The following is a 24029-nucleotide window of genomic DNA, read 5'->3' as shown; positions in this document are numbered from 1 at the left end:
CCCACCAGCGAGTTTCGCCCGTGGGGGCAATTGTGTATTTAACCGGTGTTTCTTATCTGAGAAGCGCCACCAGATAACCGGCTAAGGAGGCCGAAGGCATGTTTGAAAATCTATCCGAACGCCTTTCCGGCGTCTTTGACCGGCTGACGAAACAAGGCGCTCTGTCCGAAGAAGACGTTAAGACCGCCCTGCGCGAGGTTCGCGTTGCCCTGCTTGAGGCCGACGTCTCGCTGCCGGTGGCGCGCGAATTCGTCAAAAAGGTGCAGGAACAGGCCACCGGTCAGGCGGTGACGAAATCGATCACGCCCGGCCAGCAGGTCGTCAAGATCGTGCACGACGCTCTGGTCGATACCCTGCGTGGCGAGGAAGACCCCGGCGCGCTGAAGATCGACAACCCGCCTGCCCCGATCCTGATGGTCGGTCTGCAGGGTTCCGGTAAGACCACCACCACCGGTAAGCTGGCAAAACGCCTGAAAGAGAAAGAGGGCAAAAAGGTCCTGATGGCCTCGCTGGACGTCTATCGCCCGGCGGCGATGGATCAGTTGGCGGTTCTGGGCGCGCAGGTTGGTGTAGACACGCTGCCGATTGTGCCGGGCCAATCGCCGGTTGATATCGCCAAGCGCGCCAAGCAGCAGGCCACGCTGGGTGGCTATGACGTCTACATGCTCGACACCGCGGGCCGTCTGCACATCGACCAAGTGCTGATGGACGAGGTGGAACAAGTCCGCAACGTCGTCGACCCGCGCGAGACCCTTCTGGTCGTTGACGGCCTGACCGGTCAGGTCGCCGTTGAGGTCGCCGAGGAGTTCGACGCCAAGGTGGGCATCTCGGGCGTGGTTCTAACCCGGATGGACGGTGACGGGCGCGGTGGCGCAGCGCTTTCGATGCGCGCGGTCACCGGCAAGCCCATCCGCTTTGTCGGTCTGGGCGAGAAGATGGACGCGCTCGAAACCTTCGAGCCGGACCGGATCGCCGGTCGTATTCTGGGCATGGGCGACATCGTGGCCCTGGTCGAAAAGGCCCAGGAAACGATGGAGATGGAACAGACCGAGCGCATGATGAAGCGCATGGTCAAAGGTCAGTTCAATATGAACGACCTGAAAATGCAGCTGGAGCAGATGATCCAGATGGGCGGCATGCAGGGCATGATGGGCATGATGCCGGGCATGGGCAAGATGGCCAAACAGGTCGAAGAAGCGGGCATGGATGACAAGGTGCTTAAGCGTCAGATCGCCCTGATCCAGTCGATGACCAAACGCGAACGCGCCAACCCGCAATTGCTGCAAGCCAGCCGCAAGAAACGCATCGCTGCGGGTTCAGGGATGGAGGTCAGCGACCTCAACAAACTGCTCAAGATGCACCGGCAGATGTCGGACATGATGAAGAAGATGGGCAAGATGGGCAAAGGCAAGATGTTGAAACAGGCCATGAAAGGCATGTTCGGCAAAGGCGGCCCCTCACCCGAAGACATGGCCGCCGGCATGGACCCCAAGGCGCTGGAACAGGCGGCGAAGGCGATGGGTGGACGCGGCGGCCTGCCTGGTATGAGCGGCGGTATGGCCCTGCCACCGGGCCTCAGCGGCTTTGGGAAGAAAAAGTAACGTGACCCTTGCGCCCACCATATCCACCACGCGCCTGACATTGCGCCACCACCGGCTTGAGGATTTCGAGCCGATGGCGAAGCTGTTTGCGACCGATTGGGCGAAATACATGGATGGGCCGTACTCGGCGCAGGACCTGTGGTCGATGCTGGGCTCGGACGTGGCCAGTTGGCAGTTTCTCGGATTTGGCGCTTGGGCCGTCGATCTGACGGAAACCGGTGAATTCATTGGTCAGGTCGGGATCAACAAGCCCCCGAAATTCCCGGAAACCGAAATCGGTTGGTGCATTTTCCCCGGATTTGAAGGCAAGGGCTATGCATTTGAAGCCGCCTGTGCCGCGCGTGATTGGGCGTTTCAGAACACCGGGCTGACGACTCTGGTCAGCTATATCGACGCGCCTAACACCCATTCAATCGCACTGGCCAAGCGGCTTGGGGCAATTGAAGACCCAAGCGCAGCGCGCCCGTCTCCCGAAGATGTCGTCTATCGCCACTCTCACCCGGATGAGCGGCAAGGCAGATCGGAGGCCTGCGCATGACCTTCCGATTTGAAGCCGCTCCAAATGCGCAAGGGGCTGAGCTGGCGGCTCGGGTGGCGGGTGCGCTTCCAACGCTCGAAACCGAGCGTCTGGTTCTGCGCGCGCCGCAGTTGTCGGATTTCGACACCTACGCCCAGATCGTGGCCAGTCCGCGCGCGCGGTACCTAACAGTCATGTCGCGTGAAGACGCGTGGTATGATTTCGCTCAGATGGTCGCCATCTGGTCGCTGCGTGGCCATGGCCTTTGGTCGGTTGAAGCGAAGGCAGGCGGTCAACTGCTGGGCTTTGTCGTTCTCGGCTTCGAGCCGGAAGACCCAGAGCCAGAACTTGGTTTCATTTTCACTGAGGAAGGTGAAGGCCACGGCTATGCGTTTGAGGCCGCAGGCGCTGCACGCGGCTTTGCGTTCGAGCAACTTGGTTGGGACACTTTGGCGAGTTTTGTCGTCAAAGGGAACGAACGCTCTCAACGTCTGGCAGAACGGCTTGGCGCCTTTGTTGAACGCGAGATCGTTGAAGAGGACGGCGTTACCTTGGTGTATCGCCACCTCGCCACCGATGGCGATGGCGGGATGGAGGCCTACACATGACCTCGTTCACTATTCCGACCGTTGAAACCGAGCGTCTGATCCTGCGTGCGCCGCATCAGGACGACCTGCCTGCGATGACCGCGTTTTTCGCAACTGAACGCAGCCATATGGTTGGCGGGCCAAAGGATGAGCAGGGCAGCTGGGACTCGCTGGTGAAACGCCTTGGACACTGGGCGCTAAAAGGCTTTGGCTTGTGGCACCTGACCGAAAAGACCAGCGGCGCATTCGTAGGCTGGGCCGGCATGATCGACGCCCCCGGCTGGGCCGAGCCCGAGCTGGGTTGGACGCTGATGGCTGAAGCCGAAGGCAAAGGACTGGGCTTCGAGGCTGCGGAAGCAGCGCGCGACTATGCGGCGCGGCATCAGGGCTTGAATGGTGTGATCTCTTACATCGCCCACGCAAACGACCGCTCGCGCGCTTTGGCTGAACGGCTTGGCGCAACGCTTGAGATTGAGAGAGCTGAGCTTTTGGGCAAACACGCTCAGATCTGGCGCCACCCGCAGATTGACTTGACCACCGAAAGGACCGGCCAATGACCAACCCCGTGACACAAGCTGCCGCGTTGTTGAAAGACCATCGCGAAAGCATTGATCGGCTGGACGCGATCCTTGTCTACACGCTGGGCGAGCGGTTCAAGCACACGCAGGCTGTTGGCAAGCTCAAGGCCGCACACGACCTTCCCCCGTCCGATCCTTCGCGCGAGGCAGCGCAGATCGCACGGCTCGAAGACCTGGCGAAAGAGGCCGATCTGGACCCCGATTTCGCCAAGGCTTTCCTGAATTTCATCATTCAGGAAGTCATCCGACACCACAAGAAACATCAGAACTAACCGGCACCTACGCCGGATACGCCATCTAAAGGAGATACCACCATGGCAATGAAAATTCGTCTCGCCCGCGGCGGCTCGAAAAAACGTCCCTTCTACCGCATCGTGGCTGCTGACAGCCGCATGCCGCGCGACGGCCGTTTCATCGAGAAACTGGGCACCTACAACCCGCTGCTGCCGAAAGACAGCGAAGAGCGCGTGAAAATGAACATGGAGCGCATCCAGTACTGGCTGGATCAGGGCGCACAGCCCACCGACCGTATTGCGCGTATGTTGGAAGCAGCCGGCGCACGCGACAAGGCCGAGCGCAACAACCCCAACAAGGGGGCCCCGGGCAAGAAAGCTCAGGAACGCGCGGAAGAGAAAGCTGCCAAGGCTGCTGAGGCAACCGAAGCTGCAGAGGCACCGGCTGAAGAAGAAGCTGCAACAGCAGAAGAATAAGCAGGCGGGCGCGTGCAGGATCAGGCTTTTCCCGACGATTTTCGCACGCAGTTCGATCTGTTGATGCGGCTCCGGCGCGATGTGCGCCGGTTCCGCACTGACGCGATTGACGAGGCGGTGCTGACGCGCTGCCTCGACGCGTTTCGACTGGCCCCTTCGGTGGGGCTCAGCGAGCCCTGGCGCGTCATCCGCGTCGAAAGCCAAGCCGCACGCGATGCGGCTTTGAAAAATTTCCAAGCCGCAAACGCCGAGGCCCTTAAAGGCTATACCGGTGAAAAAGCGCGGCTTTACAGCCAATTGAAGCTTTCAGGTATGCAAGAGGCCCCGGTGCAACTGGCGGTATTCTGCGATGACAGCACCGATAAGGGGCTTGGGCTGGGGGCTGCGTCCATGCCCGAGATGCGACGCTATTCTGTCGTCTCAGCCGTTACCCTGTTCTGGCTGACCCTGCGCAGCTATGGGCTTGGCCTGGGTTGGGTATCCATTCTGGACCCCGATCTGCTGAGCCGGGATCTTAACGCGCCAGACTCATGGCGTCTGATTGGGTATTTCTGCATCGGCTGGCCGGAAGAACCCTCGGACACGCCAGAACTGGAACGGACGGGTTGGGAATGCCGGGATGATGCTCTTGCCATCGAGGTACGATAGCTGATGTTTGGATTGTTACGCCTTCCCATCCTGCTGGTGATCGCCTTTATTGTCGGTGTGTTCTATGAACGCAGCAATCAACGCGAAGCCTGCGAGGGTCTGGGAGAGTGGAAAAGCGGCATATGCGTAACTTCGGGTGGTGCAAATGAGTGATCTGATCTGTGTCGGCACCATCGCGGGCTCTTACGGGGTGCGCGGCGAAGTGCGGCTGAAAAGCTATTGCGCTGAACCATCGGATATCGAGAGCTATTCCCCCCTGACCGACGAAGCTGGCAAAGAACGCTATCCTTTGGTTCTGACCCGCACTATCAAGAACGGTTTCGCCGCACGATTGGGCGGAGTAGAGACCAAGGAACAGGCAGACGATTTGAAGGGCCTGCGCGTGTTTGCACGCCGCGATCAATTGCCATCTTTGCCCGATGACGAGTTTTACCATGCCGACCTGATCGGACTTGAGGTTTTTGACACCGGCGGCACCCTGCTGGGACAGGTGAAATCTGTTCAGAACCATGGTGCAGCCGACCTGTTGGAACTGCACGGGCCGGGGCTGAAATCAACTGTCCTGCTGCCCTTCACGCTTGAGGCGGTGCCGACAGTCGATCTGGACAAGGGCCGCATCGTTGCAGACCCGCCCGAGGGGCTGATCTGATGCGGCGCGTTCTGCTGCATCTTGGGCTGCACAAAACCGGCACCACTGCGGCACAATCCTTTCTCTATGAAAATCGCGAGCTGATCTGGCCGCATTTTTCACTGGTTTTGCCATACAAAACTCGGAAATCGGGCCTGGCAAATGCGGCGACGCGCCATTCGGTCTACCGGCTGGACGACACTCTGGCCACATTCGGCAGCAAGATGAACACGTTTTTGGAGCAGATCGATTTTGGAACCCGCCGGGGTCTGATCCTCAGCGAGGAAAACTTTGGCGGCCTGCGGCCAAGCAGAAACCGCGCCGAAGGCTACGCCGCCACACCCGAGCTTGCATCGACATTGGTGGGCACCATTCGCCGCCAACTGATCGGGGACGAGGTCGACATCACCATTTATCTGTCGCTGCGCGAACGCTCTGAATGGCTGCGCAGCCTTTGGGCCCATGATCTGCAGCGACGACGCCTGGTTGAGGATTTCGATGCATTTTGCGCGGCGCTGGATCATCTTCCAGATTTGCCGACTGTCGCCGACAGAATCCAGGAAAGACTTCCCGAAGTGCATGTGCAGACAAGATGGCTGGAGCATTTGCAAGAAACCCGCTTTGGCCCCGGCACCCCCTTCGCAGAGTTTTTGGGGCTGCCGCAAGACAAAGCGTCCAAGCTTGAACCGCCGTCAAAGTCCAACACCAGTCTGCCGCAGGATGCACTGACCGAATTGCTGGCACTCAATCGCTCCTCGTTGGAGGACACAGCGCTGGTTGCGCGGAAGAAAGCCCTTATCAAAAGCGCCCGGCGCGCGTTAGCGGATCAGACATGACCGAGAAACCAAGCAAATCCCACGGACGCAAAGCCATCCGCCCCACCTTGAAACCACGTGAGTTGATGATGCCCACACCGGATTTGCATGGGGTGTGGAAGGCCAAGATCATAACCTTGTTCCCGGCCGCATTTCCCGGCGTCTTGGGTGAAAGCCTGACGGGCAAAGCACTACAGGACGGTTTGTGGCAGCTGGAAACCCTGGACTTGCGACAGTTCGGGATCGGCAAACATCGAAACGTCGATGACACACCCGCAGGTGGGGGCGCGGGCATGGTCCTGCGCGCCGACGTACTGGGGCCTGCCATCGAACATACGATGGCCGGTATCCGGGGAAACTGGCCGCTGATTTACCTCAGCCCGCGCGGCAAGCGCATGGATCAACGGATGATGCAGAACCTGGCCCGCTGCGATGGGATGACATTGCTCTGCGGTCGGTTCGAAGGTGTGGACGAGCGCGTATTGGAGCATTATGGCGTTCAGGAAGTATCCTTGGGCGACTTCGTGATGACCGGGGGCGAGATTGCCGCTCAGGCTTTGATCGACGCCACGGTGCGGTTGATCCCTGGCGTTCTGGGAAATCAGGCCTCGACCGAAGAAGAGAGCTTTTCGTCAGGCCTGTTGGAACATCCGCAATACACCCGTCCAGCCGAATGGAAGGGCCGCCCGATTCCCGAGATTCTGATGTCCGGACATCACGGACGCATCGCCGAATGGCGGCATCAGATGGCCGAACAGATCACTCGCGAACGACGTCCGGACATCTGGGAAGACTACAACCGGCCCTCCGATGAGGACTCCGACTAACCCGGCGATTTTCGCCGTCAGGGTTCGACTTCAGAACCAGCAATGCGGCGCGCAAGGCCTCAGGGTGTACCTGCCTTCCAATAGGTCCAGGTCTCGGGCGTTCCGTGAAAGACATTGATATCCACCTTGCCCTGAACTCCCGGCACCAACCCGGTGCCGGTGTATTGCCAAAAGCGCCAAACAGCCTGCGGGTAGACCTTGCTGGGATGCCCGGCAACCGACCTTAGCCAGAAATCGGTTTTGGGCAGGCGTCCGATCTGAGTGTCTTCGTAAAAATCCACGGTGGTATAGACGACGGGCCTGCGGCCATAGTGGCGTTCAAGGATGTCCAGAAAGCGCTGCGCCTCGGCCCGGACGGTGCGGCCATCGGGGCGTAAGGTGCAGGTCTTTGAATGTGGCGTCCATTCCATATCCAGCACGTGCGGCAGGTCTGCGCCTTTAGGCACATTCTGTATGAACCAACGCGCCTGTTCCCGCGCAGACCGACAGAAATAGTAATAGTGGTACGCTCCCCACGGCACGCCCGCTGCCTGCGCGCCCCGGCGATGATCCTCGAACAGCGGATCTGCAACGTCACCGCCTTCGGTCGCCTTAAGGAAGGCGAAGCTGACACCTGAGGCTTTGGCCTGGCGCCAATCAATCGGCCCCTGCCAGCGGGACACATCCAACCCATGCACAGGATAAAGCCCAGGATGCCGCCCCTCCCAATCGTGCGGGTCGGCGTCACCGAAATCCGGATAGATCACCGACGGGGCGGTTCGATCCACGCCTGGAACCTGCTCGACAACTTGCGGTGGCGGCCCCGGTCGCCCGCATGAGATCACGGTAAGGCCCACAAACGCCAGCAAAACGGGAAACCGCATGACATTGTCCTGTTTTTGAAATAACTGCTCGTTGAATTGGCCCCAGAATGCCTGAACCACCCGCCAAGGCAACGGCGCAGTTTCAAAGCGGCGAAATCTTACCGGCGACGCCTGCAATTTAGGCTTGATCCCTGCCGTCAAACCCCCTAAAGCAGCGCAATCCGGTGCCGCGAGATGCGACTCCGGTGTTTTGGTTTGTTGTCTGACGTGACGCCCGGCTTTCTTCAGCCAAGGCGCGACAGGAGCGGACCAGGCAAAAGGAACATTCGATCTGACCTCTGGCGGGCTGTTCGCAGGACCCGGTGAAGACCAAGAGCTCTCAGCCCGTGCCCAAACTTCGTGGACCAACCACGAGCAGATAGGAGTAAATGCGATGGACCTGATCGCACAGCTAGAGGCGGAACAGATTGCCGCCCTGGGGAAAGACATCCCCGATTTCAAAGCCGGCGACACCATTCGTGTCGGTTATAAGGTGACCGAAGGGTCGCGCACCCGTGTGCAGAACTACGAAGGCGTCTGCATCGCGCGCAAGGGCGGCGAAGGGATCGCCGGTTCGTTCACCGTTCGCAAGATTTCGTTTGGCGAAGGCGTGGAGCGTGTGTTCCCACTGCATTCGACCAACATCGACAGCATCACCGTTGTCCGCCGCGGCCGCGTCCGTCGCGCCAAACTGTACTACCTGCGCACCCGTCGCGGTAAATCCGCACGTATCGCAGAAGTCACCAATTACAAGCCCAAAGCTGGCGCCGAAGCGTAAGGAACGGAAAGATGAAAAAAGACATCCATCCCGATTATCACGTCATCGACGTCAAAATGACCGATGGCACCGTTGTTCAGATGAAATCCACCTGGGGCAGCGAAGGCGATCAGTTGGCTCTGGAAATCGACCCCTCCGTGCATCCCGCATGGACCGGTGGCTCGTCGCGCCTGTTGGACGCTGGCGGTCGCGTGTCGAAATTCAAAAAGAAATACGAAGGTTTGGGCTTCTAAGTCTGACCCGGTTCGAATGCGAGAGGCCGTCCCTTAGGGCGGCCTTTTTCTTTGGAACGTCCGCTGCGTGTTTGAATTAAGAAATCGTAATCTACTGCCCATGAGGAAGACAGATCGCATAAACATTTAAAGGGTGCCAAAGTGTTACCCAGGAGGTTGCAATGCTATCGCCAACCAAATTGCTCGCCGTCACAGCAACTGCGGCTCTACTGTCCCACGCTGCTGTTGCAGGCCCAATGGATCACGACACTGACGTTTCTCCGCAGGAGGAGAACTTAGTGGAAGGTATGCCCCTTTGGGGCCCGTTCACACCAGATTTCCCACTGTCCTTGCTGATCGAGAACTGGGACAGCAGTCAGCCCGCGCCACCGACGATGGTCTAGAAACAAAGTTGTCTTCAGTTTTGCGGACAGAAGTCACAGCACCAGATCAATCGCGCCATAGACTCATACCCAAATGGAAAGTGCTACTGGCAGCACAAGGATGGTCGTGAGTGTCGACACGAGAATGAACCCGGCTACATCGGGCCCATATTCCGGCAAGTGCTGGTCAATGAACAGATAGGTCGCAACCGAAGACGGCATCAGACAGCACAGGATCAGCGCCCCACGTTCTGTGCCGGTGAAGCCAAAGAACCAGATCAGCGCGCTGGCGATCCCGACGGCCATGACAAGATGCAGCCCGGTCAACAAAACAGCGCGCCCAAGGCTAGATATCTTCAACGTAGCAAGCGTGTGGCCCAGCGTCAGGAGCATCAACGGGATAGACAATCCACCCAAGATATCGAACGACTTGGCAATTGGTTGCGGCAAGCTTGTGCCTGTACTCATCAGGATCAGCGATGCCGCCACCGCATAGATGATCGGCGAAGTCGCTAACTTTTTGGGTGAGAATTCTCCGGCGGGGATCCACATACCCACCGTGAAGATACTGATCAACACCACAACGACAAACGCCATCGTATAAGCCATACCCGCGTCCCCCAACGCCAGGAGCGTGATCGGCAGGCCGATATTGCCTACATTGCCATGCATCAATGGCGTCAAAAAAGCGCGCACCGGCAGGCGCAGCATCTTAAGTGCGACAAATCCCAAAACGCCAAATCCCGCCACGGCCAAAGCCGCAGCACTCATCATGTCCAGAAACCTACTCACATCCAGATTGGTGGCCGCCAGATGAGATATGATCAGTGTTGGATAGCCGACTTTCGAGACAATCCCCCCAATCACCTTATTGTCGAACGGCGTTTTGGTCAGCGCCAATCCGTACCCGATGCCTGCGCAGATCAGCACCGGTAAAACGACGTTGAAAACGTTCAGAAACAGATGCTCCAAACCCAAAACTCCCTGCCCGGCCTTTGATTGGACCGTGAATTAGCCGCACCAGTTTAGCAAGCACCCCGTGTTAACCCGCGAAGGGTGTTGAGTTTTCCAAAATTGTCTTGGATATCGCCACAAACCACGGTCAGAGGTTCTTTTCATCCCCTCAGACACAACATATAGTGGGTTCTAACAACGTGTAGACAAGCACGGCGGGACTTGGGAATACAAGCATGGCACATATCATTGTAGTCGGGAATGAAAAGGGCGGCGCCGGGAAATCGACCGTCTCGATGCATGTAGCAACGGCACTGGCCCGTCTGGGCAATAAGGTCAGCACCTTGGATCTGGACCTGCGCCAGCGCAGCCTTGGCCGCTATTTTGAGAACCGCAGCAATTTTCTGAAAAGCAGCGATCTAACACTACCCAGCCCGTTGCACCACGACCTGCCTGAGATCGACGCGAGCACGCTGAAACCCGGTGAGAATATCTATGATCACCGTCTGTCCGCCGCTGTGGCCGAACTGGAAAGCGACAGTGATTTCATTCTGATCGATTGCCCGGGATCGCATACACGGCTCAGCCAGGTGGCGCATTCGCTGGCAGATACGTTGATCACACCGTTGAACGACAGTTTCATCGACTTCGACCTGCTGGCGCGGATCGATTCAAAGGGTGAAAAGATTCTTGGACCCTCGGTCTATTCCGAAATGGTCTGGAACGCGCGACAGCTGCGGGCACAGGCCGGTCTGAAACCCATCGATTGGGTGGTCGTGCGAAACAGGGTCGGGACCCAGCGCATGGTCAACAAGGAAAAGATGCAGCGCGCGATTGAGCTGCTATCGCAGCGCATCGGCTTCCGCGTTGCTTCGGGCTTCTCAGAACGTGTGATTTTCCGCGAGTTGTTTCCCCGCGGGCTGACCTTGCTGGACCTCAAGGACATCGGGGTTAAACAGCTGAACATCTCAAACATCGCCGCCCGGCAAGAGCTGCGCGACATGATGCGCGAGCTGAACTTGCCGGGTGTGGAAATCGATTTCTGATCGCTCGACGCCCGAGCACGGGCAGCCTATTATTGATACAGAACCGGATCAGCTTCACCCGCCGGATCAACGATTGGATCAAGAACCAACAGCAACCGGGTTTCGCCCGTGCCTTCAATTGGTGGTGATCGATGCAGAAGGCCTGATTTCGGTGTCTCTGGCCAACGGGTTCCGCGCAGCAGGATTGGCGATCCGGTCGGGACAGTGAATACCCGCCTTGGATCTTCTCCATTGGAGGAGATACCATATTGCGTTCCCGTCCCACGGTATGTGCAAACAAGCCTGGCTGTGACAGCGTCAATGTGGAACCGTCGACAAGCATTTGTCGCCACAACATCCAGGCGCAACCGCACCCATGTTGCCTGCATTACATCGGAAAACAATGCGCACAACGCGGCAACATCGTCGATCAGCCGGTCCCGCTCGACACAGTCCGGGGTGCCCGAAGTTTGACAAATCTTGCCCAACGCATCGCGCACCGTGTCCGGCCGAAGGATCATACGTGCCTTCGGCAGTTCTTCTGGTTCAAGTGCACCCAGCCAGCCCTGAAAACGGGTCAAAGGAGCCCTGCGCCAGATCGCAGCAGCACAGCCTGGGTGATGAATCGCGCTTAGATCTTCGGGGTTCAAGGCGACTCCGACACCTATGGCGGCATCCTTCACAACCTCCCGTACAAAGCTCATGCTGCAGCCTCGGCGCGCCGCCACAGCGGGAAGGGATCAGGAAGATCCGGCAGGTCTTCGACACGGGCCACAGCCATCGCTGGCAGCAACGCTGCATCGAGCCTCGCTTTGAGCGTCGGCCAGTCGATACCGCTGCCGATAAACACAATCTCTTGTCGGCGATCACCCCATGGCTCCTGCCAATGTGCCTGCATATAGGCCCGAGCGCTTTCGTGATCCGGGCGGCGATCTTCAGGAACCGTTGCCCACCAGGTGCCCAGTGGCTGAACCGAGGACAACGCACCAGCCAGCGAGAACTCGGCCACCCAATCCGGGCGCGTGGCGATCCAGAAATGCCCTTTGGCACGGATCACGCCGGGCAAGTCCCCGTTCAGCACCTCAAGGATATTCTCGGGCACGAAGGGCTGCCGAGCACGATAGACAAAGCTGGTAACGCCATATTCTTCGGTTTCCGGCACGTGATCCGCAAACCCATAGAGCTCTTTGGCCCACATCGGATGCTCATGAGCCTTCTCAAAATCGAACATCCCAGTATCGAGAATGGCATCAGCCGCGACATCGGAATGGTTCGTTTCGATAATTTTTGCATCTGCATTCAGGCTACGAATGATCTTACGCGCCGCATCCACACGCTCGGGCCCTGCATCATCAACCTTGTTTAGGATCACCACATCCGCAAACTCGATCTGGTCGGTCAGCAAATGTACCAGAGTACGCTCATCCTCTTCGCCCAGTGTCTCACCTCGATCGCTCAGGAAATCATGGCTGGAATAGTCTTGGAGCAGGTTCACCGCGTCAACAACTGTGACCATAGTGTCCAGCCGCGATACATCGGACAGGCTTTGCCCAAGCTCATCGCGGAAATCGAATGTAGCGGCGACAGGCAAAGGTTCGGAAATTCCGGTCGACTCGATCAACAGATAGTCAAACCGGCCTTCACCGGCCAAACGGCGAACCTCGTCCAAAAGGTCGTCACGCAGCGTGCAACAGATGCACCCGTTCGACATTTCGACCAATGTCTCATCAGTGCGCGACAGTTCGGTATCGGCACGCACAAGATCGGCGTCTATGTTCACTTCGGACATGTCATTGACGATCACCGCCACCCGGCGGCCATCGCGATTGTTCAGAACACGGTTCAGCAGCGTGGTTTTGCCGGCGCCGAGAAAACCTGAAAGAACTGTTACGGGAAGCCGGGTATCGGTCATAGCATGCTACCTGTTCTGTTACATCTGGATGGTTTGGTGCGTCAGACCGAACCGATCCGGGGTGCACCGAGCATAGCTGTTTTTGTTATGTAATTACATTTGTTTTGGCAAGAGGTCTTTTTCCGGTATCGCCCCTAAGGCCTGTATCAGCTGTTCGGGTTGTAGACCGTAAATAGCTCTTTCGGCTCATTCACGCCACGCAGCATGTATCGTCCGACTGAAATCAGTTCGGGCTCACACGGATCTGCCGCGCGTGCGACGTCGTCTGACACAAGGATTCTCTGACCCAGAGATTTGTGCATCCCCGCAATCCGTGCGGCCTGATTTACTGCCGGGCCAATCACTGTAAAGTCCAACCGGGTTTCCGACCCGATATTGCCATACAAAATTTCACCCGAATGCAGGGCCAGCGTGTAGTTTGACACCGGTAGCCCTTCATCCTCACGCCGCGTATTGAGCTCGTGCATCCGCGTTTGCAGCAGGGGTATTGCCGATAACGCAGCACGAGCATCAGCGTCAATTTCACCGACATCGAACATGGCCATCAGCCCGTCGCCCATGAACTTGAGGATATTTCCACCGCAGTCGTGAACCACACTGACTGCGACCGCCAAATAGTCATTCAGCATTTCGATGATCTGATCTCCGGGCAGATCCTCGGACATATTGGTGAACCCTTCCAGATCGAAGGTCCAGATCACCGCATCAATCTGCTGCAAAGACCCGCGTCGTATTTCGCCCGACAACACCCGATCGCCGGCATCGCGCCCCAGATAAACCCGCAACAGATCCTTTGACATCACCTGGTTCTTCGCAGATTTCAGCGCCAACCCAAGATGCGGCAAAACCGCATTGATCCGCGCCAAGTCACTATCTTCGAAACCCGTTGGCGCATCGCTGGTCCAAGACATTAGCACCCCATCGCTGACCTTGTCAGGCCCGGCGTGACGCACCTGTTCGGACAGATCAAAGGGGATGCCGGTCGCGTAGTAATCCGTCGCACCTTCCTCTCGCAGCTCATTCAGCAGCGGAAATCGGCTTGGTTCATTCTGATCCACCAGTTTGACACGGATATCGTCCAAATCTTCGTTCAGCAAAGCATACAAGGGGCTGCGCAACCATTGCTCGCTTGGTGTGTCCGTGTTCTCGAATTTCTCAGATGTTCCGCCACTGGCCCGATACCAACTGTATCCAAAGCCGCCATAGGCCGGGTGCAGGGTCGACTGTGCTGCATGGAACCGCATCAAAGGGATACCCTGATCCACCAAAGTGGAACAGAAACCCTCTAGCAGTTCTTCTTGCCCGGCACCTTCCAGTCCCTTCCGGACCAACCAATCAATCAGGTCAAAAAATGCGGGCGGAAGGCGGTCAGAAGGGATCATTTGAGCGTCCATGTAAATTCTTTGCAACAAATGGGGACGGAGGCACCGTTCTACCAGAGGTTACTCGAATCCAGCCAGCCGTCTTAGCATTTTTCGCAGGATCGCAATCTCGTCTGCATCAAACTGACCCGCCAGTTTCGCGTCATATTGCACGGCAATGTCTCGCAACTCACGATAAGCCGACTCACCCATCGGTGTCAGCGCCAACCATTCCACGCGCCGGTCTTGATCATCCCGCGTGCGTTTCAAAAAACGGCGATTTTCCAGCTGATGCACAGCGCGGCTGATCTTGGTCTTGTGCGTCTTCGCCCGATGTCCGATCTGCTTGGCCGTCATGCTGCCGAAGAGCCCCAGATGAAACAGAACACGCCATTCAGTGCGTAGCATCCCATAGCGGTCCTTGTAGACTTTCTGAAAGTCCATCGAGGCGGATTCTGCCGCCTGATTCAGCAGGAACGGCAGAAAGTTCTGAAGGTCAAAACCGTCAGTATCGGGGGATTTATCGTATCTCATGCTTGTTAGTTACAAAAACAACTATTATCCGACAAGCAGCAAACGGAGGAACCCCAATGAATCGTCCGGTAGAACCGCACAGTCTGACGCAGGCCAGCACGCCCGTTGGAACCCATTCCGGCTATATGCCCGGCTTTGGCAATGATTTTGAAACCGAGGCGCTGCCAGGTGCCCTGCCCCAGGGTATGAACAGCCCGCAGCGCTGCAACTATGGCCTGTATGGTGAGCAACTCAGCGGCACCGCCTTCACCGCAAACCCGCCTGAACGAACCTGGTGCTATCGCATTCGCCCCTCGGTCAAACACTCGCACCGGTATGAGAAGATCGATCTGCCTTATTGGAAATCAGCCCCCTGTATTGATCCGGATGTGATTTCTTTAGGTCAGTACCGTTGGGATCCGGTTCCACATTCCGAAGCTGGTCTGACCTGGCTAACCGGTATGCGCACGATGACCACGGCAGGGGATGTGAACACGCAGGTCGGAATGGCCAGCCATATCTATCTTGTCACCGAGTCGATGGTTGATGACTACTTTTTCTCGGCCGATTCCGAGCTGTTGGTCGTGCCACAGGAAGGTCGGCTGAGATTCATCACCGAACTTGGTATCATCGATCTGGAACCTAAGGAAATCGCCATCCTGCCGCGCGGGCTGCTGTATCGCGTCGAAGTGCTGGAAGGGCCGGCACGTGGGTTTGTGTGCGAAAATTACGGACAGAAATTCGAACTGCCGGGCCGTGGTCCAATCGGGGCAAACTGCATGGCCAACCCACGCGACTTCAAGGCCCCGGTTGCTGCGTTTGAAGACCGCGAAGTGCCCTCGACCGTGACCATCAAATGGTGCGGCCAATTCCACGTGACCAAGATCGGTCACAGCCCGCTGGATGTGGTTGCATGGCACGGCAACTATGCACCGTACAAATATGATCTGCGCACCTACTGCCCGGTTGGAGCCATTCTGTTCGACCACCCGGACCCGTCGATCTTCACCGTCCTGACAGCGCCATCGGGCCAACCCGGCACGGCCAATATCGACTTTGTCCTGTTCCGCGAACGCTGGATGGTGGCAGAGGATACGTTCCGCCCACCTTGGTATCACAAGAACATCATGTCTGAGCTGATGGGCAACATCTACGGCCAGTATGATGCAAAGCCGCAGGGCTTTGTCCCCGGCGGGATGAGCCTGCACAACATGATGATCCCGCATGGGCCAGATCGCGATGCGTTCGAAAATGCCTCGAACGCCAATCTCGGGCCCGACAAGCTGGACCGGACGATGTCGTTCATGTTCGAAACGCGCTTCCCGCAGCACCTGACCGAGTTTGCAGCCAGTGAGGCGCCCTTGCAGGATGACTATATCGATTGCTGGACTTCGCTGGAAAAGAAATTCGACGGCACCCCCGGCAAAAAGTGAGACCGAGATGAGCTTTGATGTTTGGATCACTTATGCCGCCACGGTGCTACTGCTGATGAGCACTCCGGGGCCCAGCCAATTGTTGATGCTGTCTAACTCGGCAACAAATGGCTTGGGTCGCGGGCTTTTCACGGCGGCCGGAGACCTTTCAGCCAATTTGCTGCAAATGCTGGCCGCTGGGCTTGGTTTGGCTGCCATCATTGCGACCTCGGGGGCGGCTCTGGCTGTCATCAAATGGCTGGGTGTGGCCTATTTGGTATTCCTCGGGGCCAAGATGATCCTGGGGGCAAAACGCAAAACCACACAAGCCGCGCCACGCACCAGCCGCAAGGCGCTATGGATGCAGGGGTTTGTCACGTCGGCTGCCAACCCCAAGGCCGTGATATTCTTCGCGGCTCTGTTCCCGTTGTTCATCGACGGTGCGCTGCCATTCTGGCCTCAATTCGCGATCCTCTCCGCCACTTATCTGGTCATAGACGGGCTTTTTCTGACAGCCTATGGCGGCAGCGCCAGCTGGCTGGCCGCACGGCTAAAGGGCTCGGCACGGCTATGGTTGGATCGGGCTGGCGGCGTTTTCATGATACTTGCCGCCCTTTTGCTGGGGCTGAAATCCCTGCGTGACGCACAATAGACTTTAGAGACAAGGATCACAGATGCCTTTGATGAAATCCTGGATAACTTCGGCCAATGACCCGGCCCACCCCTTTCCGCTGAACAACCTGCCGTATGGTGTCTTCTCGGTTGCGGAGAATGATCTGCGTTGCGGCGTGGCCATCGGTGACCTGGTCCTCGATGTCACGGCAGCCGAAGAAACTGGGCTAGTAGTTCTTGGCGAAGACCCTCTCTTTGACCTGCCCTTCTGGAATCCTCTGATGGAACAAGGGCCCGCCGTATGGGCCGCATTGCGCAACAGACTGACCGAGCTGCTGTCAGAAGGCACGGACGAGCAGGACAAGGTCGAACCTCTGCTGGTGTCGCAGGACGACGTGCAGATGCACATGCCTTTGGCAGTCAGTGAATACACGGACTTCTACGCGGGCCGGCACCATGCCACAAATGTGGGCACCATGTTCCGCGGGCCGGAAAATGCATTGCCACCCAACTGGCTGCACATTCCGATTGGCTATAACGGGCGCGCCTCATCCGTCGTGGTGTCCGGTACGGATATTCGCCGCCCTTGGGGCCAGTTGAAGGGACCCAACGACGCCCTGCCCCGTTTTGCGCCATCGCAGCGGTTTGATATCGAACTTGAGATGGGCGCCATTGTCGGAACCCCTTCAGACGGTCCGATTTCGGTGCAGGAAGCGGACGATAACATCTTTGGCTATGTGCTGCTGAATGATTGGTCGGCCCGAGATATTCAGGCGTGGGAATACCAACCATTGGGGCCGTTCCTGGCAAAGGCCACCGCCACTTCTATCAGCCCTTGGATCGTCACCAAAGCCGCACTGGAGCCGTTTCGCTGCGACACCCCTGCAAGAGAGTTCGAATTGCTCGATCACCTGAAGGATTGCGGCCCGATGCTCTACGATATCGATCTCGAAGTGACGATGGCCCCTGCGGGACAGTCAGAGACAGTGATCGCCCGGACCAACTATAACGAGATGTATTATTCCGCAGCCCAGCAGTTGGCCCATCACACGACATCTGGCTGTCCGATGAACACCGGGGATCTGCTGGGATCGGGCACCATCTCTGGCCCTGAAAAGCAAAACCGTGGATCGTTGCTGGAACTCAGCTGGGGGGGCAAAGAGCCTCTGACGCTGGATAGCCGTGAAACCCGCAGCTTTGTTCAGGATGGCGATACGCTGACCTTGAAGGGGCACGCCAAGGGCGACGGCTATGTGATCGGGTTTGGCACCTGTTCGGGAACGATCCTTCCTGCGCTTGAAGACCCTTACAAAAGATGAGGCGCTGATCTTAGCTTGCGCGACGCGCCTATCAGAGGTGAAGAATGACTGAGACCATCTTGTATGACTACTGGCGTTCTTCGGCCAGCTATCGGGTACGGATTGCGCTTAATCTGGCTGGGATTGCGTATCGCTCGGTCTCGGTCGATCTGACGAAGGCGGCGCATAAATCTGACCAGCATCTTGGCCGAAATCCGCAAGGCCTGGTGCCCGTGCTTGAGATTGACGGCCTACAGCTGACTCAGTCATTGGCCATCATCGATTATCTGGATCAGACTCGACATCTTGGCCTTCTGCCGACCGAACCAGCGGCACGCGCCAAAGCACAAGCATTGGCGCAATCTATTGCGATTGACATCCACCCGGTTTGCAATCTCTCAGTGGCCCGATATGCGACGCATCTGAGCGGTGATGCCGAAGGGATGCCCGGGAATTGGATGAAGCGCTTTATCCGTCCGGGCCTGCTGGCTTTTGAAACCCTGCTCGGTAGTTTCGAACAGGCCCCCTACTGCACCGGCAAACAGCCGGGCCTTTCTGATCTGTGCCTGATCCCACAGCTATACAACGCACGCCGGTATCAGGTTGATCTGGCTGATATGCCCTGCCTTCTGAGCGTCGAGGCCGCCTGCGCAAACCACCCGGCCTTTGCCGACGCGCACCCGGACCGGCATCAGCCATAATCTCGCACACAGGACCTGTGTAGAGCTACAAGTATGCCTGTCAGAAAACACTGTGACGGCTATCGCAATCTACTGACTAAGAGGCCGGAACTTAAGGCCTGTGTGACCCGCTGTTCTTGGGTTACTCTTGGTCCTTCTTCACCAACTGCGCCGCAAAGGCAACGCCGGTCCCCGGACCTGCATAGGTGACCATGATTACATCATCTAGGTAGACGCCATTGAAAATTCCGGATGACACATCATCCCCCGATACACCGGCCTCAGCCAACACAAATTGGGTGGGATCATCCAAACTGAAGGTACCCATGGCTTCTTCGACGATCCACTCGGTCTCACCGATACGTCGCCAGCGGTTGGTGGCGGTGATCAGGTTGCCGTCCAGCTTGGTGATCTCCAGCTCCATCTCTGTGCGCAGCAGACCTTTGTCGTGGTTCGGGTTCGATTTGGCAAAAGCCACCAGATAGGTGCCGTGCCAGGTACCAACGATCTGAGGGAAGCCGCTGCCATCGTCGGCAGAGACGGGGTTTGCGAATATCAAAGCGATGGAAAGGGCGAGGCCACGAGCAAGAATTTGTATCATAGAAAACGGTTCCGATTGCTGGGTTGAATGCTCCCACGCTATCGTAGTGCAGACGTTTGGCAAGCTTTCTAAGCGTATCGCTTGGTATGCTTGGTCTTGTCATTTAGGCTATCGAACCGCTGCCAATCGTCTTAGGTTCAGGTGGAACTCGCTTCACGTTGTGGTTCTGGCTCAGGGATTTGTTCGATGCCGAAAGCTGTTGTTTACACCGGTGGATGCCTGTGCGGGAACATCCGGTTTGAAGCCCTTGGGCCGGCACTCAACCCACACACGTGTTCTTGCAGGATGTGTCAGCAGCACACCGGTGCACTAACAGCCGTGTGGGTCGAATTTCCCAGGGGCTCAGTAGCTTGGACTGGACCCGGAGGGGCACCCACCGCCTATCGGTCCTCTGACTATTCCAATCGCGCTTTCTGCCCAAAATGCGGAAGCAGTTTGGGCGCGATCGACGATGCGCCGACAATTGCGCTGTTGACAGGATGTTTCGACAGGCCAGGTCGGAAGGACTTGATCCCTACCACACACTCCTATCGTGGGGCGCGTCCAAAGTGGTGGAACGTCAACATAAAAGCCGACTAGCAGAGCTTTCGCACTGTCGTTTGAGGGTTATATTTGAAACAAATGTGAACGAAAAAACCGGCGCCAGAAGCGCCGGTTTCTAAGCGTTTACTGTAGGCGACTGTGGCGAGATATCAGCCGAACACACGCCCCAATGCGCCATCGACCGCATCGGTGATCTGGTCGATATCATCTGCCGTCGCAATCAGCGCGGGCGAGAAGCACAGCGTGTTGTTCCGACCGGGGACCGAGCGGTTGGTGACGCCGATGATCACGCCCTGCGCCATGCAATCGGCAACCACGGCCTGTGCGAGTTTTTCGTCCACCGGCTCTTTGCTACCACGGTCTGCGACCAGCTCGGCGCCCAGGAACAGGCCTTTGCCACGGACGTCGCCGATGACCTTGTGCTTCTCCATCAGCGCCTGAAGGTTGCCTGTCATCCGGTCACCCATGGCCGCACAATTGCCAAGTAGGTTCTCATCCTCGATAATCCGCATGTTCTCGATTGCAGCCGCCGGACCAGCGGTGCAGCCCCCGAAGGTTGAGATATCACGGAAGTAGTTCATGGGGTCAGCCGCATCGTCCTTGAACATGTCAAAGACTTTCTCGGTGGTCACGAGGCAAGCAATGGCTGCATAGCCCGAAGCAACACCCTTAGCCATGGTGACAAAATCGGGTTTTACGCCGTATTGCTGGTAGCCAAACCAAGTGCCAGTCCGACCAACGCCGCAGACGACCTCGTCAATGTGTAGCAGCACGTCGTACTTCTTGCAGATCTCTTGCACGCGCTGCCAGTAACCTTCGGGCGCTTCGATCACGCCACCCCCGGCGGTGACCGGCTCAAGACATAGCGCACCTACGGTGTCAGGGCCTTCGCGCAGGATCACCTCTTCTATCTGATCCGCTGCCCATTCACCGAAATTCTCTTCGGGCGCGCCGTCCAACTCGTGCTTGCGGTACTCCATGCAGTGCGGCACGCGGATGAAATCGGGTGCGAACGGTCCGTATTGCGCGTTGCGCTCATCCTGCCCGCCAGCCGACATCGCGGCCAGGGTCGAGCCGTGATAGTCGCGGTCACGATACAGAATTTTGGTTTTCTTGCCGCCATAGCGCTTATGCGCAATTTGACGGATCATCTTAAAGGCTTTCTCGTTCGCCTCAGAGCCTGAGTTGGTGTAATACACCCGGCTCATGCCCGGCATCTTTTCAATCAGTTTTTCCGCAAACAGCGCACCGGGAATCGAGCCCGCCGAATTGGCAAAATAGCATAGCTTCATCAGCTGGTCATAGACAGCCTTACAGATCGATTCGCGACCATAGCCAACATTCACGGTCCACACGCCACCGGAGACCGCATCCAGATGCTCTTTGCCTTTCTGGTCCCAGACACGCATGCCCTTGCCTTCGACGATGATGCGGGGATCATTGGTTTCAAAGGGTTTATGCTGGATCAGGTGATGCCAGATATGGGCGCGGTCAGCTTCAACCACGCGGGAAAGATCGTTTTCGCTGAACGTTCCGTCCATGACATGTCCTTTCAATCAAGTGCGGTGTGTAGGGTGGGGGTTAGGTCCCACAATAGCATGTGTTCAAGATGGCTCAGATCACCGCGAATGACCGCTGGAATATAGGGCCAGATCGCATGTTAGCATACATCCAGAACGCAGGTTTGGCGTATTTCTACGGGTTTGTCAGCGGCGCATGTTTGTGCTCAAGTCAGCCAACACGCGAATGGGGAGGATTGGCGTATGCAAGCAACCAACATATACGAGCGTCATCTGGATAAGACCCGCGCGAACTATACGCCCCTGTCCCCGCTCAGTTTCATTCAAAGGACGGCGGCCGTCTATCCGGATTACCCCTCCGTCGTATATGGAGATCGCCGGTATACCTGGGCGCAAACCTATAGCCGCTGCCGCAGGTTGGCCTCGGCCTTGGTGACGCGGGGTGTTGGAAAAGGCGACACAGTATCTATCATCGCCGCGAATGTCCCCGAACTTTATGAGGCACATTTTGGGGTGCCGATGGCAGGGGCTGTTCTGAACGCGATCAACACACGGCTGGATGCCCCGATCATTGCCTTTATCCTGACCCATGCCGAGGCAAAGGTTCTGCTGGTTGATCCAGAGTTTTCAGCGGTGGTTAAAGAGGCGCTGTCGCAGGTCGAGCGCGACATTCTGGTTGTCGACATCGAAGACCCCGGCTTTGACGGCGGCGAAAGACTGGCAGATTTAACCTACGAGGCGCTGCTGGCAGAAGGTGACCCGGACTATGATTGGCAGTTGCCCGGAGATGAATGGGACGCGATTACGCTGAACTACACATCCGGGACCACGGGTAACCCTAAAGGAGTGGTCTATCACCACCGCGGTGCGGCGTTGAACGCGCAGTCTGATCTGCTCGATTGGAACATGCCGCGCCATTCTGTCTATCTGTGGACCCTACCGATGTTCCATTGCAACGGTTGGTGTTTCCCCTGGGCGATGGCTGCGAATGCGGGGGTGTCAGTCTGTCTGCGCGCCGTTCGGGCAGAACCGATCTATGCCGCATTCCGGGATGAGAAGGTTACCCATTTTTGCGGGGCTCCGATTGTTTTGAATATGCTGGCACATGCGCCGGATCATCTGAAAAAGTTCGATCATCAGATCAAGGTGATGACAGCAGGTGCGCCGCCCCCCGCCGCAGTCATCGAAGCGATGGAGGCGATGGGGGTTGAGGTGACCCATGTCTATGGCTTGACCGAGACATACGGTCCTTCAGTTGTCTGCGCTTGGAAAGAAGAATGGAATGCGCAAGGTCCCGAGGATCGGGCGGCGCTGAAGGTGCGACAGGGCGTACCCTATTCGGCGCTATCTGGGCTGATGGTAGCCAATCCCGAGACGCTGGAGCCTGTTCCGGCAGATGGCGAAACCATGGGTGAGATCTTCATGCAAGGTAATGTGGTGATGAAAGGGTATCTGAAAAACCCGGATGCCACTGATGCGGCGTTCAACGGCGGGTGGTTTGCGTCAGGCGATCTGGGAGTGATGCATCCAGACGGCTACATCGCGCTGAAAGACCGGTCCAAGGACATCATCATCTCGGGGGGAGAGAATATCTCATCCGTCGAGGTGGAGGGCGTTTTGTACAAGCACCCTGCGGTGATGGAGGCAGCGGTCGTTGCGCGCCCGGACAAAAAGTGGGGTGAAACACCCTGTGCCTTCGTCGAGCTGAAGCCAGATGCCAGCACGACCGAAGCGGAACTGATAGCGTTCTGTCGGGATAACATGGCCCATTTCAAAGCACCCAAAACGCTTGTGTTTGGAGCCTTACCAAAGACCTCTACCGGAAAGATCCAGAAATTTATCTTACGTGATCAGGCGCGGGCGTTGAAGTAGGTCAATCAAAGAGCGATAGGTTGAACGGCAAAACCTCACCCATCCACAAGGCGCGATCGCGGTGATCAGCAAGGCGAAGTCCGTTGTCAGGTTGGGCCAACACTGTCAATCCATGACGATTTCATTTTGCCCAAGTTACTTGTTTCTATGGCTATCTTGGTGGCTCGACCCCCAAAGGTTTTCCTTTTTCGCCCGAAAAGGCGTTCCAGCCGTCAATAGACCTGAGTTGGCTTTTTTGATAGAATGCTCAAATTGGATTTTTTTCTGTCATATCCTCAAAGCGCGGCCGTGTGGGTGCTTTTTTGATGGGGTGAGTTTTGTTTTATACTGCTTTCATAAGCTACTCTAGGACAGACAAAGCTATTGGAAGTAAGTTCCACGACTTCATCGAAAAATACAAGATTCCGAAACCTCTTCGAGATCAATCGAACGGAAAGCGCTTGGGGAAAATATTTCGCGATCAGTCGGACTTAGCCGCTAGGTTCTGGACCCATTAATTTGGTTGCCGTCATCTCGGCTGCGTGATTCAAAGCTCCTGAGTTTTGAGGGGTATATCATGAGCAATCTATTCTGGTTGAGCGACGAGCAGAAGTCGCGTCT

At 57.1% G+C, this 24029-nt stretch carries 30 protein-coding genes; 21 read left to right on the top strand and 9 right to left on the bottom strand.

Annotated features, from left to right (window positions below; genetic code table 11):
* Positions 1 to 98: 98 nt before the first annotated feature.
* The 11 genes from ffh to trmD are packed head-to-tail and all read left to right on the top strand — an operon-like array spanning position 99 to position 6911.
* On the top strand, positions 99 to 1601 hold the full coding sequence (gene ffh, locus ACR0EL_RS18630) for a signal recognition particle protein (protein ID WP_480501542.1): 1503 nt from the start codon (positions 99 to 101) through the stop codon (positions 1599 to 1601).
* Position 1602: 1 nt separating this feature from the next.
* Entirely contained in the window at positions 1603 to 2139 is a 537-nt protein-coding gene (locus ACR0EL_RS18625) for a GNAT family N-acetyltransferase (protein ID WP_480501541.1), read from the top strand.
* On the top strand, positions 2136 to 2726 hold the full coding sequence (locus ACR0EL_RS18620; RefSeq protein WP_480501540.1) for a GNAT family N-acetyltransferase: 591 nt from the start codon (positions 2136 to 2138) through the stop codon (positions 2724 to 2726). Before ACR0EL_RS18625 ends, ACR0EL_RS18620 begins: the two co-directional genes overlap by 4 nt.
* Positions 2723 to 3262 carry a GNAT family N-acetyltransferase gene (locus ACR0EL_RS18615; RefSeq protein WP_353013289.1) on the top strand — a complete coding sequence of 180 codons (540 nt, stop codon included), beginning with the start codon at positions 2723 to 2725 and terminating at the stop codon, positions 3260 to 3262. The genes ACR0EL_RS18620 and ACR0EL_RS18615 overlap by 4 nt, the downstream gene beginning before the upstream one ends.
* The gene (locus ACR0EL_RS18610) at positions 3259 to 3555 is read left to right on the top strand and encodes a chorismate mutase (protein WP_039541590.1); all 297 of its coding nucleotides are present in this window, start codon (positions 3259 to 3261) and stop codon (positions 3553 to 3555) included. Before ACR0EL_RS18615 ends, ACR0EL_RS18610 begins: the two co-directional genes overlap by 4 nt.
* 42 nt (positions 3556 to 3597) lie before the next feature.
* A complete protein-coding gene (gene rpsP / locus ACR0EL_RS18605) occupies positions 3598 to 3993 on the top strand; it encodes a 30S ribosomal protein S16 (protein WP_480501539.1) in 396 nt (131 codons plus the stop codon).
* Between the two features lie 12 nt (positions 3994 to 4005).
* Complete coding sequence (bluB, locus tag ACR0EL_RS18600) at positions 4006 to 4641, top strand: 5,6-dimethylbenzimidazole synthase (protein ID WP_480501538.1); 636 nt, start codon at positions 4006 to 4008, stop codon at positions 4639 to 4641.
* 3 nt (positions 4642 to 4644) lie between these two features.
* On the top strand, positions 4645 to 4794 hold the full coding sequence (locus tag ACR0EL_RS18595) for a hypothetical protein (RefSeq protein WP_480501537.1): 150 nt from the start codon (positions 4645 to 4647) through the stop codon (positions 4792 to 4794).
* Positions 4787 to 5290 carry a ribosome maturation factor RimM gene (rimM, locus tag ACR0EL_RS18590; protein ID WP_480501536.1) on the top strand — a complete coding sequence of 168 codons (504 nt, stop codon included), beginning with the start codon at positions 4787 to 4789 and terminating at the stop codon, positions 5288 to 5290. Before ACR0EL_RS18595 ends, rimM begins: the two co-directional genes overlap by 8 nt.
* Complete coding sequence (locus ACR0EL_RS18585; protein ID WP_480501535.1) at positions 5290 to 6105, top strand: hypothetical protein; 816 nt, start codon at positions 5290 to 5292, stop codon at positions 6103 to 6105. The genes rimM and ACR0EL_RS18585 overlap by 1 nt, the downstream gene beginning before the upstream one ends.
* Complete coding sequence (trmD, locus tag ACR0EL_RS18580) at positions 6102 to 6911, top strand: tRNA (guanosine(37)-N1)-methyltransferase TrmD (protein ID WP_480501534.1); 810 nt, start codon at positions 6102 to 6104, stop codon at positions 6909 to 6911. The genes ACR0EL_RS18585 and trmD overlap by 4 nt, the downstream gene beginning before the upstream one ends.
* Positions 6912 to 6970: 59 nt before the next feature.
* On the opposite strand, the gene ACR0EL_RS18575 is transcribed toward trmD, so the two are convergent.
* Positions 6971 to 7774 carry a glycoside hydrolase family 25 protein gene (locus tag ACR0EL_RS18575; protein ID WP_480501533.1) on the bottom strand — a complete coding sequence of 268 codons (804 nt, stop codon included), beginning with the start codon at positions 7772 to 7774 and terminating at the stop codon, positions 6971 to 6973.
* A gap of 373 nt (positions 7775 to 8147) precedes the next feature.
* Between ACR0EL_RS18575 and rplS the strand changes: the two genes are divergently transcribed.
* From rplS to ACR0EL_RS18560, 3 genes are all read left to right on the top strand, one after another.
* A complete protein-coding gene (gene rplS / locus ACR0EL_RS18570; RefSeq protein WP_170531453.1) occupies positions 8148 to 8531 on the top strand; it encodes a 50S ribosomal protein L19 in 384 nt (127 codons plus the stop codon).
* Between the two features lie 11 nt (positions 8532 to 8542).
* Entirely contained in the window at positions 8543 to 8764 is a 222-nt protein-coding gene (gene rpmE / locus ACR0EL_RS18565; protein WP_267366773.1) for a 50S ribosomal protein L31, read from the top strand.
* Between the two features lie 161 nt (positions 8765 to 8925).
* On the top strand, positions 8926 to 9147 hold the full coding sequence (locus ACR0EL_RS18560; RefSeq protein WP_480501532.1) for a hypothetical protein: 222 nt from the start codon (positions 8926 to 8928) through the stop codon (positions 9145 to 9147).
* Between the two features lie 63 nt (positions 9148 to 9210).
* Here ACR0EL_RS18560 and ACR0EL_RS18555 read toward each other — a convergent pair whose 3' ends face one another.
* The gene (locus ACR0EL_RS18555) at positions 9211 to 10098 is read right to left on the bottom strand and encodes an AEC family transporter (protein ID WP_480501531.1); all 888 of its coding nucleotides are present in this window, start codon (positions 10096 to 10098) and stop codon (positions 9211 to 9213) included.
* A gap of 218 nt (positions 10099 to 10316) precedes the next feature.
* Here ACR0EL_RS18555 and ACR0EL_RS18550 point away from each other — a divergent pair, with 218 nt between their 5' ends.
* On the top strand, positions 10317 to 11126 hold the full coding sequence (locus ACR0EL_RS18550) for a division plane positioning ATPase MipZ (protein WP_480501530.1): 810 nt from the start codon (positions 10317 to 10319) through the stop codon (positions 11124 to 11126).
* A gap of 29 nt (positions 11127 to 11155) precedes the next feature.
* Here the strand turns inward: ACR0EL_RS18550 and ACR0EL_RS18545 are convergent, their stop codons facing one another.
* The 4 genes from ACR0EL_RS18545 to ACR0EL_RS18530 all read right to left on the bottom strand — a co-directional run bounded on the left by ACR0EL_RS18545 (position 11156) and on the right by ACR0EL_RS18530 (position 14912).
* Positions 11156 to 11809, bottom strand: a complete 654-nt coding sequence (locus tag ACR0EL_RS18545) for a DUF1826 domain-containing protein (protein ID WP_480501529.1) — start codon at positions 11807 to 11809, stop codon at positions 11156 to 11158.
* On the bottom strand, positions 11806 to 13017 hold the full coding sequence (locus ACR0EL_RS18540; RefSeq protein ID WP_480501528.1) for a GTP-binding protein: 1212 nt from the start codon (positions 13015 to 13017) through the stop codon (positions 11806 to 11808). The genes ACR0EL_RS18545 and ACR0EL_RS18540 overlap by 4 nt, the downstream gene beginning before the upstream one ends.
* Positions 13018 to 13163: 146 nt before the next feature.
* A complete protein-coding gene (locus ACR0EL_RS18535; RefSeq protein WP_480501527.1) occupies positions 13164 to 14399 on the bottom strand; it encodes an adenylate/guanylate cyclase domain-containing protein in 1236 nt (411 codons plus the stop codon).
* Between the two features lie 60 nt (positions 14400 to 14459).
* On the bottom strand, positions 14460 to 14912 hold the full coding sequence (locus tag ACR0EL_RS18530; protein WP_480501526.1) for a MarR family winged helix-turn-helix transcriptional regulator: 453 nt from the start codon (positions 14910 to 14912) through the stop codon (positions 14460 to 14462).
* Between the two features lie 56 nt (positions 14913 to 14968).
* On the opposite strand from ACR0EL_RS18530, the gene hmgA reads away from it, so the two are divergent.
* Genes hmgA through maiA form a run of 4 tightly spaced genes read left to right on the top strand, consistent with a single transcriptional unit; the run spans position 14969 to position 18914 of the window.
* Entirely contained in the window at positions 14969 to 16324 is a 1356-nt protein-coding gene (gene hmgA / locus ACR0EL_RS18525; RefSeq protein WP_480501525.1) for a homogentisate 1,2-dioxygenase, read from the top strand.
* A gap of 7 nt (positions 16325 to 16331) precedes the next feature.
* Positions 16332 to 16955, top strand: coding sequence for a LysE family translocator (locus tag ACR0EL_RS18520; protein ID WP_480501524.1), 624 nt, complete (start codon positions 16332 to 16334; stop codon positions 16953 to 16955).
* Between the two features lie 22 nt (positions 16956 to 16977).
* Positions 16978 to 18234, top strand: coding sequence for a fumarylacetoacetase (gene fahA / locus ACR0EL_RS18515; protein WP_480501523.1), 1257 nt, complete (start codon positions 16978 to 16980; stop codon positions 18232 to 18234).
* Between the two features lie 44 nt (positions 18235 to 18278).
* The gene (gene maiA / locus ACR0EL_RS18510) at positions 18279 to 18914 is read left to right on the top strand and encodes a maleylacetoacetate isomerase (protein WP_480501522.1); all 636 of its coding nucleotides are present in this window, start codon (positions 18279 to 18281) and stop codon (positions 18912 to 18914) included.
* A 121-nt stretch (positions 18915 to 19035) separates the two neighbouring features.
* Here the strand turns inward: maiA and ACR0EL_RS18505 are convergent, their stop codons facing one another.
* A complete protein-coding gene (locus ACR0EL_RS18505) occupies positions 19036 to 19494 on the bottom strand; it encodes a hypothetical protein (protein ID WP_480501521.1) in 459 nt (152 codons plus the stop codon).
* 186 nt (positions 19495 to 19680) lie between these two features.
* On the opposite strand from ACR0EL_RS18505, the gene ACR0EL_RS18500 reads away from it, so the two are divergent.
* Positions 19681 to 20073: a GFA family protein gene (locus ACR0EL_RS18500; protein ID WP_480501520.1), complete on the top strand. Its 393-nt coding sequence runs from the start codon at positions 19681 to 19683 to the stop codon at positions 20071 to 20073.
* A gap of 113 nt (positions 20074 to 20186) precedes the next feature.
* Here ACR0EL_RS18500 and ACR0EL_RS18495 read toward each other — a convergent pair whose 3' ends face one another.
* Complete coding sequence (locus ACR0EL_RS18495) at positions 20187 to 21578, bottom strand: aminotransferase family protein (protein WP_480501519.1); 1392 nt, start codon at positions 21576 to 21578, stop codon at positions 20187 to 20189.
* A 222-nt stretch (positions 21579 to 21800) separates the two neighbouring features.
* On the opposite strand from ACR0EL_RS18495, the gene ACR0EL_RS18490 reads away from it, so the two are divergent.
* Positions 21801 to 23429 carry an acyl-CoA synthetase gene (locus ACR0EL_RS18490; protein ID WP_480501518.1) on the top strand — a complete coding sequence of 543 codons (1629 nt, stop codon included), beginning with the start codon at positions 21801 to 21803 and terminating at the stop codon, positions 23427 to 23429.
* A 1-nt stretch (position 23430) separates the two neighbouring features.
* Here ACR0EL_RS18490 and ACR0EL_RS18485 read toward each other — a convergent pair whose 3' ends face one another.
* Complete coding sequence (locus ACR0EL_RS18485; protein WP_480501517.1) at positions 23431 to 23538, bottom strand: hypothetical protein; 108 nt, start codon at positions 23536 to 23538, stop codon at positions 23431 to 23433.
* Positions 23539 to 24029 lie beyond the last annotated feature (491 nt).

This window comes from Ruegeria sp. AH12 (genome assembly GCF_056541465.1).
Note: the sequence above shows the minus strand (reverse complement) of the source record. Positions and strands in the feature narration are given on the sequence as shown.